Origin of the sequence: Sulfurimonas sp. ST-27 (genome assembly GCF_048081595.1) — a bacterium.
GTDB classification, from domain to species: Bacteria; Campylobacterota; Campylobacteria; order Campylobacterales; family Sulfurimonadaceae; genus Sulfurimonas; species Sulfurimonas hydrogeniphila.
Window position 1 is genome coordinate 2,189,177 of record NZ_CP182226.1, and the last position, 12,212, is coordinate 2,201,388.

Here is a 12,212-nt window from a genome sequence, read left to right on the forward strand (position 1 = left end):
ATTAAACTCCTTGTGAACTAGTATAAATATTATATAATATTTATTTAAATAAGTATATTAAGAAGCTTCATTGCCAAAGCTGCAACAGCTGCTAAAGAGCAGCTGTTACAAACTTAGTCACCACAAAACCGCCTATAACCAGCCATGCAAACATCGCACCGGCAGTATACAGCGGTGCCAAACCAAGCCCTTTGAATTTGGAAAAGATTGTTCCCATACCCAGTGCTGTCATTGCCATCGTTAAAAGAAAAGTATCAATTGTATTGATAGTATCAACAATAGTATGCGGTACCAAATCCAAAGAGTTAAATCCGGCCATACCTATAAAATATACTGCAAACCAAGGGATAACAAGCTGTAATTTACCGCCAGATTTTCCCTCTTTTTTTGCCTGCATAGACAAATAAATTCCCAAAACAATAAGCATTGGTGCAATCATAATAACACGAGTCATTTTAACAATCACTGCAGAGTTTGCCATAATTTCAGGTGCACCTGGAATAGAAGCAGGCACGGCTACAACCTGTGCCACTTCATGAATAGTTCCGCCCGTATAGATACCAAACTGTTCCGGAGTCATATGCAAAAATCCTGTTGCCGGCTCAATAATTGATGCATACAAAACAGGATACAAAAACATAGAAATTGTACCAAAGAGCACAACCATTGAAACCGCTACTGCAGTTTTATACCCTTCTGCTTTTAAAACAGGTTCTGTTGCAAGAACTGCTGCAGCACCACAGACAGAGGCACCTGCTGCTGTAAGCATTGATGTGTCTTTATCCATCTTAAACGCTTTTATACCTAAATATGTTCCCAGTAAAAAAGTCGTGGAAAGCATAATCAGTGAAACGGTAAAACCACTGAGCCCCACATCCATAATCTGCTGAAATGTTATACGAAAACCATAAAATACGATTGCAAAACGAAGAATCTTTTTGCCTGAAAACGTAATACCGGTTCCCCAGGCACTCGGAATATGGTTATGTAAAGTATTTGCATAAAAAATACCTAATACTATACCGATAACAAGAGGAGAGATGCCAAGTGATTTGACAAATGCAATTTGCGCTATTGATGTTGCAGCAGCTGCAAAAATTGCAACAAAGATGATACCTGAAACAGTACCTTTTCTATTTTCTTTTGAGAATGCCATAGTTATTACCTTTTATTATAAATTTATAAATAGAGGCGAATTATAGCAAATTTTATGCTGAGGAGAAAACAAATTATTTATTTGCGAAGAATTTGATAGAAATCACACCATGGTGTGATTTCTTATTATTAAATTTATTTTGAGTCTAAAAGGACATTCTCTTTAGGAAAGACGAAAATTGTATGTCTCATTACAGAAATAAGTTTGCTAGGCTTTCCGTCTTTATCCAAAGCATATGCATGAATAGTAATAGGAATAATAGTATCCTTGCGTTTGTCATCAACCAACATCTCTGTTGTTCTAAGTGTTACAATTTTTTTCTTTTTAACACCAGGTACCACTCTGAAAGGTTTTGACGGTTTTACTATTTGAATTTTCCCTTCCATTCCTTTTGGAGGAATAACTTCAAAGAAAAATTTCATTGGTTCATTCTCAGTATTTTGCAATAAAAAGACATAAGAGTTTTCAACTGCAAATTTATTATTTGCAAGATGTTTGACAGAATAAAGTCTTGTCTCTTTATTGATATTTAACAGCATATGCTCTTTTGTCGTACTCATATATCCAAGTGCAAACATAAGACCCACAAGTAAAACCATATATGCTATGATTTTTGGACGGAAATATTTTGTTTTTCCCTTTTTCTCAGCAATCTCATACTCACTTGACCATGTCACGAGTGATGGTTTTCCAAGTTTACCCATAACTGTTGTACAGGCATCAACACATTCCAGACAGTTTATACATTCAAGTTGCAGTCCCTCACGTATATCAATATGAGTAGGACAGACTGTTACACATTTTTCACATGTCGTACATTCGGCATTTGGTTCTGCTGCTTGCAACTCTTTTTGTTTTTCAAATTTTTTATGGTGATGCTCGTCATAGATATGTCCGCCTCTGTTAAAGTCATAGATCGCCATAACTGTGTGTTCATCATAGAGTACTGACTGTACACGGGAATATGGACAGACATAAATACAAAAATTTTCTTTTAAAAATACAATGTCATAAATCAAAAATGCTGCAATCCCTACAACAAAACCAATCATCGTTAAATGCTCTCCAGGATTACTTAAATACTGAAAAAAGGTCTCCGGTGGAACAAAATACCACATAAAATCGGCTCCTGCAATCAATGCAAGCACAGTCCATATCATAACAGCTATCGCTTTTTTTACTTTGTTTTCAGGTTTTGACATATCCGGTTCTTGCTGCTTGTTTCCGATACGCTTTCGTAAATGCAATAATTTTGTTTCAATCAAGTCACGATAAATGACACGAAACACAGTTTGCGGACATACCCATCCACAAAAAACACGACCGCCTAAAACTGTCATACCAAATATAGTAATAAAAAGAAGCATCAATAAAAATGGCATCAAATACAACTCTTGCATATCAAACTGCACAAAAGCAAGGTCCAGTTTCATTTTGTCAAAACTCAATAAAAAGAAGTGGTGTCCATTGACTTTAATCCATGGCAACACCAAAGCTACTATTGTCGCCAACGCATAAACATAATAACGTTTAATTCTCCAAGGGGTAGGTATCTCTATACTTTTTTTCTTTTCACTCATCTATTTCTCCTATTAAATTAATCTGGACATACTATTGTATTAATAACCTGAGCTTCGGCATCTTCTTGAGTATGCGTCAGCAACGAACCCGAAGCTATCTGTTTTAACTCTCTTGATTCAATGTAATCTTTTAGTGAACTTCTACTGACATTTAAAAGACGTGCCATTTCACTTACACTTTTTTTCTCTCTTATATACTCTATAATCTCATTTAAATAAATATCAAACTTAGAACTGGATCTGCTTCCTTTTGGTCTCCCTATCATTCTTTTAGCATCATTTTTCAATTTTTGCCGGAGTTGATCCATAAGCCCTAAAATCAACATTGCACTGCTCTCTTGTGAAATTATAACAGAGTGTTTTATAATATGCACTTTATATTTATTTTTCAACAAACAACTTACCATTTGAATTAAATCTTCCATATTTGTAGTTAAAACCCAAACATCATATATAAGCAGTATAGCTTCTTCTTTAGATTGAAAATAAGATGTTACATTTATGCGATCTTCCAAACGTTTATTTTGCGATATGTAATCTACAAATTCATCATCAACAACAAGATTATTAGTCGTTGTGTAAGAATTTATATATTTCAACTGTTCATGTGCAGATAAAAAATTTTTATCCGGACGGATATAGGCAATAGTCATTTAACGATTAAACCTCTCTAATAATTGATTTTCATCGTCATTATACACTTATTTGACGATAAAAGTCAATATTTTTTTTTATTATTTCGTCATTTTAGCATTTCTCGAACTTAAAAAGTGAAATTTAGACTGATAATACAGCAAATTTTATATCCAATAATGTTAAAATAATAAAATATTTAAATAAAAAGATTTTATATATGACAACAAAACAATACATCTTGGAAACTATCAAAAAACGCCCGCTTATCATCGATGGGGCAATGGGTACACAACTGCAGCAGCGTGATGATCAAATTCCAAAAGAGGCATGGGAAGGGAATGAGGGATGCAATGAACTCTTAAATGTTACAGCTCCTGAAATTATGAATGATATTTTTCATGCCTATCTGACTGCCGGGGCTGATTTCATCACAACCAATACCTTTGGTTCTTTTTCCTGGGTTTTGGATGAATACAACATCGGCCACCGTGCATATGAACTGACACGTGCCGGAGCCGAACTTGTCAAAAAACAGTGTGAAGCTTTTTCAACACCGGAGCATCCCCGTTTTTGTCTTGGTTCTATCGGACCGGGAACAAAACTTCCTTCTCTCGGACATATCACGTATGATGAAATGTATGCAGGCTATACTGAATTTTGTCTCGCCCTTATCGACGGAGGAGTTGATGTATTTCTCATTGAAACGGCACAGGACCCACTGCAGATAAAGGCTGCTTTGCATGCCATTCAGGAAGCCTGCAGACAAAAAGAGGTCGAAATCCCCATCATGGTTTCTGTGACCATCGAACTCAGCGGAACAATGCTTATAGGAACAGATGCCGAAACCATTGCCACCATTATGGAGCCTTTTGATATTCTCTCTCTTGGTTTCAACTGTGGAACAGGACCTGAGCAGGTACTCAAACATGTCAAAACACTCAGTGAACTCTGGGGCAAACCAATCAGTGTGCATGCCAATGCCGGTCTGCCGCAAAACCGCGGAGGCTATACTTATTATCCGATGGGACCTGATGAATTTGTAGCACAACAGGAGAAATTTTTAGAGTATGACGGCGTAAGCTTTTTAGGCGGATGCTGCGGAACGACACCGCAACATATCCGTGCACTTGTCAACAAGGTCTCGAGTGTTGTTCCAAAACCGCCATCAGGTTCACAACAAAACTCTATCGCGTCACTCTTTAATACCGTACCGCTTATGCAGGAACCCGCACCGCTGCTTGTCGGAGAGCGTTCCAATGCAACCGGTTCAAAAGCTTTTCGCGAACTGCTTTTGGCAGAAGATTATGAAGGAACGCTTTCCGTTGCACAACAGCAGGTCCGTGCAGGCGCACATGTTCTTGATGTCAATGTCGGATTTGCGGGACGTGATGAAACAAAAGATATGACAGAAGTCATGGCAATGTATGCCCAAAAAATTGCCCTGCCGCTTATGCCCGATTCTACCCAGACAAAGGGGCTTGAAACTGCCCTCAAACATATCGGAGGCAAGCCGATTCTCAACTCTGTGAACCTGGAAGACGGTGAACCGAAATTTGATGCAGTTTGCCAGTTGGCAAAAAAATTCGGGGCGAGCCTTGTCTGTCTGACGATTGATGAAAAAGGAATGGCAAAGACTGTTGAAGACAAAATCAGAGTAGCAGAGCGCATTATCGACCTCGCAACAAACCGTCACGGCATCAAAAAAGAAGATCTGGTTTTTGATGTACTCACTTTTACTTTGGGTTCCGGAGATGAAGAGTATTTTGATGCAGGGATTAACACTATTGAAGCAATTCGCCAGCTTCGACAAAAACATCCCGAAGTCGGAGCCATCCTGGGGCTTTCAAATATCTCCTTTGGACTGGACAAAGATGCAAGACCCTATTTGAACTCTATGTTTTTGCATCATTGTGTTGAGGCGGGACTGACTTCTGTTATTATCAATGTAAAGCATATTATTCCCCTGAACAAGATTCCCAAAGAAGATCAGGAAATTTGTGATGATTTGATTTTTAACCGCAAACCAAACGGCGAAGCGCTCTTTACTTTTATAGAACATTTCTCCTCCAAAGAAGCAGTTGACAATGATGCGGTAGATGAAGCCTATCTCAAAATGAGCGATGAAGAGAAGATAGCCAAACTCCTGATGGACGGGGACAAAGACAGAATGATTCCTCTTGTGGAAGAGGCTCGTCACAAAATTGCTCCTGAAAAAATAGTCAATGAGATTCTCATAGATGCCATGAAAGTTGTCGGCGAACTTTTCGGTTCAGGGCAGATGCAGCTCCCTTTTGTGCTCCAATCGGCGGAGACAATGAAAAAAGCGGTTGATCACCTCAAACCCTATCTCCCAAAAATCGAAAAAGAGACAGATACGACACTTATTCTTGGAACCGTCAAAGGAGATGTTCATGATGTCGGCAAAAACCTTGTCGATATCATTCTCTCCAACAACGGCTACAAGGTCATCAATCTTGGTATAAAAGTAGAACTTGACAACTTTCTTGAAACATTGGAAAAATCAAATGCACAGGCTCTCGGTATGAGCGGTCTTTTGGTAAAATCAACACAGGTGATGCTTGAAAACTTAAATATTTTACAGGACAAAGGTATTAAAATTCCGATTCTTTTGGGTGGTGCAGCTCTTACACGTGCCTTTATAGATGATTTTTGCCGACCTGCGTATGACGGCCCTATTTTTTACTGCAAAGATGCTTTTGACGGTGTCACCGCCATGAGCCGCATAGAAGCCGGTAATCTTGATACCAATCTGCATCCTGATGCACCTGAAATAGAGCGTAAAGAAGTCAAAGAGGTTATTATCCCGCCGTTGTCTGAAATAAAAATGCCTTCACGGGATGTGCCCGTACCGACACCGCCGTTTTGGGGCAGACGCGAAATTAAACTTACCTCGCAGCAAATAGAGATGGCTTTTGAATGGATAAACCATAAAATACTTTTCAAATCCCGCTGGGGCTACTCCTCAAAAGGCATGACAAAAGAAGCCTACCAAAAACAGCTTGATGAAGTTGTATGGCCCGCCTATGAAAAACTCAAAAAGCGTTTTATAGACGAAAAACTTTTTGAGCCGACCATACTCTATGGCTACTGGCCATGCAGAAGCGATGATACCTCCCTTTTGATTTTTGATGAAAGCGAAGGCTGGTTCAAAGAAGAAGATATCAACCGCGAACCGCTTGAACACATCATAGGACGTGCCGAAGAAGTTTTTACCTTTCCGCGTCAGAGAAAAAAACCCCACCGCGCACTCAGTGACTTTTTTCATAATGACAGACATGATGTCATTGCCCTAACCTGTGTGAGTGCCGGCAGTAAAATCAGTGATGCGGAGCGCGAAATATATGACAGAGGCGATTATACGGAGTATTACCAGTTTCACGGACTGGGGGTTGAACTTGCTGAAGCCCTTGCCGAAATTGCCCATAAACAAATACGCCTTGATCTCAACATTGCAAAAGATGAAGGAAACACTCTCGCCGATGTACGCATGAACAGATATCAGGGAAGCCGCTACTCTTTTGGCTATGCGGCCTGCCCTGACTTGGAGCTCAACCGTCCTTTGTTTAATCTTTTAAAACCGGAAGAGTTTGGAATTGAACTGAGTGAAACATTTCAAATACACCCCGAGCAGTCAACTTCGGCACTTGTTGTATACCATCCTGAGGCTACATATTACAATGTGTAGCCGACAGGTGTTTTTATAAATCAGGAACCTATTTCTTCTTTCTTCTGCTCTTTATCTGCAAATACTTTTGAAGCATTGTCCCAGTTAATATGTGCCCAAAAAGCATCCAGATATTTTGCTCTTTCATTTTTGTAATCAAGATAATAGGCATGTTCCCAGACATCACATGTAAACAGAGGCGTTTCATGATGTAAAAATCATCTCAACTATTCCACTGCTTAATAAACTACTGCAACCAAAAAACTAAAATTATTTTAAATAGACCTCTATCATTTTACTCTTTGCCATAAAATTTATTCCGTAACCCAGCAGCTCCCAAAAATAATACTTTAGCGGTCATATTTCGTTAAATGATTAAACTTAATCACCTGGTTTAACACCTTTATATAATCCTCTCCCATTTCAGAATACTTATCAAGACCCTGTGTTATTTTATAGGGATCATCATACTCTAAACGCAGTTGACGAAGCCTGTGATATGCCTTTCCTGTTGCAATCATCTCAAAATAGGCACGTATAGCGTCTTCCAGTGTATCAAATTTTCTTAGCCATATCGTCTGTGTACCACCTCTTTTTCTACCTGCGGCAATACGTTTTTCATTTAAATGGGAACTCCACATTCCAAAAACATTGTTTGCCTCTTTGAAAAATCTCGAAGTAGCCCATGAACTTTCCATAGCAGCCTGAGCCAATACAATGCTTACAGGATGCGGTTTCAAACGTGCCAACAAATCCTCATCACTTGTCGCCTTATATTTTTTTTTCAAGAACTCAATCTCTTCTCTGTTTTCTTTATTCGCGATATCTTTTGCAATTCTTTTATATCTTTGCATCAGTTCATTATGTACTTTACGAATAATAGGAACCAGCAACATCAAAAATCTCTTTTTTTTCTCTTTTACAGACAGCTGATGTGTAGCTGCTCTCTTCTTGCTCTTTTTAATAATGAGACGCTCATCACTCAAAACAAGCAGAGATGGGCTTATACACAACATAAAAACAAATTTTATCACTTCTCTTTTTTTCCGAAATATTCATAGTCCATATATTTTATCCGATTTTTAATTTCAAAATACCTGGCAAAAAATTTTATTATGGCATATACACTGGCAATTGCTATAATCAGCACTGTAATATTAGCCGATACCCCCATAATAACTGCCAACTGATAAAAGAAACAGCTTGCAAAGAAAAATGCAGTTATCTGCAAAAATAAAAAAAAGATCGGTAATATTTTTGATTTTTTTCTTCTGTCATGCATATTTCTTTTCTCCTCTTCATTTTAAGCACACTCCATACAATACCAATCCCAACCATTGTAACTGAATGAAAGTAAAAGATATATAAATATCTTTTACTAACCTACCTTCTTCTGTATGAAAGAGCCTCAAGCATATGTTCTTTTTTAATCAAACCCGATTGAGACAAATCTGCTATTGTCCGAGCAACTTTTTGAATTTTTTTTATACTTCGAAATGACAAAGCAAACCTTTCTATGGCAGTCTGAAGTATTGTATTGGATGTATTATCCATCTTGCAAAATCTCTCCATATCTTTATCTGACAGATGTGCATTAAATACTTTTTGTCCACGTTTTTGGCAAAATATATGTGCTTCAATAACCGTTTTGTGCATTTCTTTTGATGAAAAACTTGGACAATCATTGACATTTACATTTTGCATCACCACATTTAAATCTATTCTGTCTAAAAATGGTTCAGAGAGACGGTTTTTGTATTTTTGTATTTCCAGATCACTGCACCTGCACTCTTTGTGTGAATCTAATAAATTTCCGCACGGGCAAGGATTCATAGCACCTACAAACAAAAACTTAGCCGGATATTCTACCTTTGAATTGACTCTTGAAATTCTTATTTTTGCATCCTGCATTGGTTCTCTGAGTGATTCCAAAACAGCTTTTGAAAAATGCGGTAATTCATCAAAAAACAGTATACCGTTGTTTGCAAGCCCTACCTCTCCTATTTTTGCCTTATGACTGCCACCGCCAAAAATACTTGCCGGTGTAGAACTGTGATGTGGATTTTTCAGTGTTCTGTGAGGTTTGAATTCCGGTTCATACCCTTCTAAAACTTCAAGCTTGGCAACATCCAGGATTTCACTCTCTGTCATGGGCGGAAGAATATAACGGAGTCTGTTTGCAATCATACTCTTCCCGCACCCGGGACTGCCTTCAAAAATAATATTATGAAACCCTGCCGCGGCTATTAAAGCCGCTCTTTTGGCAATTTCTTGTCCTTTGACATCGATAAAATCTTCTGTATACTCTTTTGTATAATAATACCTTTGTCCCTCTAACTGATAATACGGATAGCCAATTTCACTTTGTTCTATATTTGGCGTTGCAGTCTCCTGATTTTTCAAAAGACTGACAGCCTCATTGACACTTTTAACTCCGTAAAATGAAACATTTGGAATTTTTGACAGCTTTTGCAGTGATTCGTACGGCACAACAGCTTGCGATATAAGCCCCTGATTTGCCAAAGAAAGAATTAAAGGATAGAGCTGAATATTTTCTTTTACACTTCCGTCCAGCCCCAGTTCACCAAAGACAAACCAGCCGTTCAAGTCTGCATCACTCTCATTCAAAAGTATGAGCAAAGCCATACTCAAATCGAACTGTGAACCCGATTTTGCAAGTTCAGACGGAGCCAGAAGAAAAGTAATTCTCTTGGGAGGAAAAGAAAAATCATTGCTCAGGAGTGCAGATTTTACCCGCTCTTTTGATTCTGTAATAGCAGTCGATGCCATCCCTACTATAGAAAAGGACGGTAGTCCTTTCGTCAAAGTTGATTCCACATCAACGACTTTGGCATCTATTCCCTCATATGTTGCACAGCGAACTTTTTTCATTGAATCAACCTTCTTCTAGTTGCTTCTATCTTAGCTGAATGCTTTACATGTAAGGAATAATATGACAAATTGTCATTTTATTTGTTGTTTTTTTTCTCTTTTTGCATTTTTTTATACTCTTTTTCAAACTTCTTTCGTCTTGCATAGGAGAGTTTGTCTATAAATAAAATACCTTCAAGGTGATCCATCTCATGCTGAATAGCTATAGCCAAAAGCCCATCTGCTTCGAGTGTTTTTGTGTTCCCGTATCTGTCTTGATAATTTATAATAATATTTTCATATCGTTTAATATCTTCATAAAACTGGGGAACACTCAAGCAACCTTCTTGATAGGTTGTTTCTCCGCTTTTATGCGTCATAACCGGATTGATAATTTCAAGCAGGTTTTCAGGAGGCTGCTCTCCATCTTCATCAGGAATATTTAAAATAAGTGCCCGAATCGGATGTCCAACCTGAATCGCTGCAAGGCCTATACCGTTTGTGCTTATCATCAAAGGGTTCATGGCATCGAGCAATTCATGCAAAGAATCATCAAACTCTTTGACTTCGCAAGATTTTTTTCTTAGTTTTTTATCCGGATATTCTACTATAGTTAACTTCATCTCTTAAAAAATTTTCCTGCTTTTTATGATCTCAATGAGACAGCATAATCACTGTTTTTATCTTCATACGCTTTTTGGATACCGTCCATTGCACTGACTACAATCTCTTCAACAGAATTTTCAGGATTTACATCTGTCACACCGATAGAAATTTTTAGATGAATTTCTCTGTCTGCCAAAAAGAAATTAGAGTTTGAAACCAAATCACTTAGTCGCTCACTTGCCTTTTGGGCACTCTCTATATCTGTATGCTTCAGCAGCATTGCAAAGACGCCATTCCCGTAATGTGCCACAATGTCGCTTCGTCTTGAAGTTTTTAAAAGCAGTCTTGCAATTGTTCTGGTCATCAGTAAAACCGCCTTATCATTGTTGACGCTTTTCTTGAGCTCACGAGAAAGTTCTATCATAATAAGAGAACTTTTATGATTAAACTCTTTAATAAGCCCAATTTCCTGCTCAATTTTTGTAAGCAGATAACGTTTGTTATAGACTCCGAATTGATTGTCAAATATTGTCTCATTCTCAACATTTTTAACAATTTTAGCTGTATCATCATAGATTGTTTTCATTTGAGAGCTTTGTGTTTTCAAAATAGAATTCAGTTTGGAAACATCCCCCTCTAAAATACCGATTATATTCACAGCCTCTTTTTCACTAGGTACATTACTGAGCTCTTTTTTTCTTTTTTCTAAAATTTTTATCATTAAAGACATATTTTTGTACAGGTTGGCTGTTACCGTAAGAATATGCTTGATGGAACTAAATCCCTGTTTAAGATTTTGTTCCAAAACAATAGTATTTTCATCATCATTGTTCTCTTCAAGTTCCAAAATAGAGTGTATCTGCTTCCGAAGATTTTCGCTTTTATCTTCCAAAAGTCTGTCAAAATAGAGTGAAAAGTTATTGGGAGTAGGTGGTAAATTGTCTGCAATAAGTGCATTTAAAACCTCTTTTGCATAAATTTCAATATCACTCGAAGAACTCTCTAGATCCAGTTTTTTTATGACAGTTGTCTTTGCATTAGAGTTTTTCTGTACTTTTGATTTTAATCCACCTGCCATATTTTCTCCCTACTCTTTGTCGTTCTTAACTAACACTTCATCAATCATGCCATAATCTTTTGCTTCTGCAGCACTCATAAAGTTGTCACGATCTGTATCTTTTTCAACTGTTTCAATGCTTTGCCCGGTATTTTCTGCCAAAATTGCATTGAGTTCTTTTTTCATGCGAAGAATCTCTTCTGCCTGAATTGCGATATCAGTTGCCTGACCCTGTGCACCGCCTAAAGGCTGGTGTATCATGATTCTGGCATGAGGCAATGCATAGCGTTTGCCTTTTTCACCGCTTGAGAGCAAAAATGCACCCATAGATGCAGCCTGACCGATACAAATCGTAGCAACATGCGGACGAATATAGTTCATCGTATCAAAAATAGCCATCCCCGCAGTCACAACACCGCCGGGAGAGTTAATATAAAAATAGATATCTTTTTCGGGATCTTCTGCTTCAAGAAACAAAAACTGTGCAACAATAGTAGATGCCACAGCATCATTTACCTCTCCGCTGAGCATCACAATTCTGTCTTTTAAAAGACGGGAAAAAATATCATAAGAACGCTCACCGCGTCCTGTTTTTTCCACTACATAAGGAATATAGCTCAT

General features: G+C 37.8%; 11 protein-coding genes. 1 reads left to right on the forward strand and 10 read right to left on the reverse strand.

Translation table 11 applies throughout. The features are described from left to right. Positions 1–91 precede the first annotated feature (91 nt). The 3 genes from ACM66U_RS11490 to ACM66U_RS11500 all read right to left on the reverse strand — a co-directional run bounded on the left by ACM66U_RS11490 (position 92) and on the right by ACM66U_RS11500 (position 3,389). On the reverse strand, positions 92–1,156 hold the full coding sequence (locus ACM66U_RS11490; protein WP_151899293.1) for a YeiH family protein: 1,065 nt from the start codon (positions 1,154–1,156) through the stop codon (positions 92–94). A 134-nt stretch (positions 1,157–1,290) separates the two neighbouring features. Beyond that, a complete protein-coding gene (gene ccoG / locus ACM66U_RS11495) occupies positions 1,291–2,736 on the reverse strand; it encodes a cytochrome c oxidase accessory protein CcoG (protein ID WP_151899292.1) in 1,446 nt (481 codons plus the stop codon). Positions 2,737–2,753: 17 nt separating this feature from the next. After that, entirely contained in the window at positions 2,754–3,389 is a 636-nt protein-coding gene (locus ACM66U_RS11500) for a recombinase family protein (protein ID WP_151899291.1), read from the reverse strand. Positions 3,390–3,589: 200 nt separating this feature from the next. Between ACM66U_RS11500 and metH the strand changes: the two genes are divergently transcribed. Next, positions 3,590–7,078, forward strand: coding sequence for a methionine synthase (gene metH, locus ACM66U_RS11505; RefSeq protein WP_151899290.1), 3,489 nt, complete (start codon positions 3,590–3,592; stop codon positions 7,076–7,078). Between the two features lie 20 nt (positions 7,079–7,098). Here metH and ACM66U_RS11510 read toward each other — a convergent pair whose 3' ends face one another. The 7 genes from ACM66U_RS11510 to clpP all read right to left on the reverse strand — a co-directional run bounded on the left by ACM66U_RS11510 (position 7,099) and on the right by clpP (position 12,212). Then, complete coding sequence (locus tag ACM66U_RS11510; protein WP_283949348.1) at positions 7,099–7,254, reverse strand: Fe-Mn family superoxide dismutase; 156 nt, start codon at positions 7,252–7,254, stop codon at positions 7,099–7,101. Between the two features lie 153 nt (positions 7,255–7,407). Further along, entirely contained in the window at positions 7,408–8,073 is a 666-nt protein-coding gene (locus ACM66U_RS11515) for a glucosaminidase domain-containing protein (protein ID WP_151899289.1), read from the reverse strand. A gap of 14 nt (positions 8,074–8,087) precedes the next feature. Beyond that, a complete protein-coding gene (locus tag ACM66U_RS11520) occupies positions 8,088–8,339 on the reverse strand; it encodes a hypothetical protein (protein ID WP_151899288.1) in 252 nt (83 codons plus the stop codon). A gap of 101 nt (positions 8,340–8,440) precedes the next feature. Beyond that, positions 8,441–9,949: a YifB family Mg chelatase-like AAA ATPase gene (locus ACM66U_RS11525; RefSeq protein WP_151899287.1), complete on the reverse strand. Its 1,509-nt coding sequence runs from the start codon at positions 9,947–9,949 to the stop codon at positions 8,441–8,443. 77 nt (positions 9,950–10,026) lie between these two features. After that, positions 10,027–10,551 (reverse strand): peptide deformylase, encoded by a 525-nt coding sequence (gene def, locus ACM66U_RS11530; RefSeq protein WP_418640813.1) that lies wholly within the window; start codon positions 10,549–10,551, stop codon positions 10,027–10,029. 23 nt (positions 10,552–10,574) lie between these two features. After that, positions 10,575–11,612: a GGDEF domain-containing protein gene (locus ACM66U_RS11535; RefSeq protein WP_151899285.1), complete on the reverse strand. Its 1,038-nt coding sequence runs from the start codon at positions 11,610–11,612 to the stop codon at positions 10,575–10,577. Between the two features lie 9 nt (positions 11,613–11,621). Continuing rightward, the gene (gene clpP, locus ACM66U_RS11540; protein WP_151899284.1) at positions 11,622–12,212 is read right to left on the reverse strand and encodes an ATP-dependent Clp endopeptidase proteolytic subunit ClpP; all 591 of its coding nucleotides are present in this window, start codon (positions 12,210–12,212) and stop codon (positions 11,622–11,624) included.

Bases quoted from the DNA above. Each gene is read 5' to 3' on its own strand.
- ACM66U_RS11490 (WP_151899293.1), bottom strand. From the start codon at position 1,156: ATGGCATTCTCAAAAGAAAATAGAAAAGGTACTGTTTCAGGTATCATC.
- ccoG (WP_151899292.1), bottom strand. From the start codon at position 2,736: ATGAGTGAAAAGAAAAAAAGTATAGAGATACCTACCCCTTGGAGAATT.
- ACM66U_RS11500 (WP_151899291.1), bottom strand. From the start codon at position 3,389: ATGACTATTGCCTATATCCGTCCGGATAAAAATTTTTTATCTGCACAT.
- metH (WP_151899290.1), top strand. From the start codon at position 3,590: ATGACAACAAAACAATACATCTTGGAAACTATCAAAAAACGCCCGCTT.
- ACM66U_RS11515 (WP_151899289.1), bottom strand. From the start codon at position 8,073: ATGTTGTGTATAAGCCCATCTCTGCTTGTTTTGAGTGATGAGCGTCTC.
- ACM66U_RS11520 (WP_151899288.1), bottom strand. From the start codon at position 8,339: ATGCATGACAGAAGAAAAAAATCAAAAATATTACCGATCTTTTTTTTA.
- ACM66U_RS11525 (WP_151899287.1), bottom strand. From the start codon at position 9,949: ATGAAAAAAGTTCGCTGTGCAACATATGAGGGAATAGATGCCAAAGTC.
- def (WP_418640813.1), bottom strand. From the start codon at position 10,551: ATGAAGTTAACTATAGTAGAATATCCGGATAAAAAACTAAGAAAAAAA.
- ACM66U_RS11535 (WP_151899285.1), bottom strand. From the start codon at position 11,612: ATGGCAGGTGGATTAAAATCAAAAGTACAGAAAAACTCTAATGCAAAG.
- clpP (WP_151899284.1), bottom strand. From the start codon at position 12,212: ATGAGCTATATTCCTTATGTAGTGGAAAAAACAGGACGCGGTGAGCGT.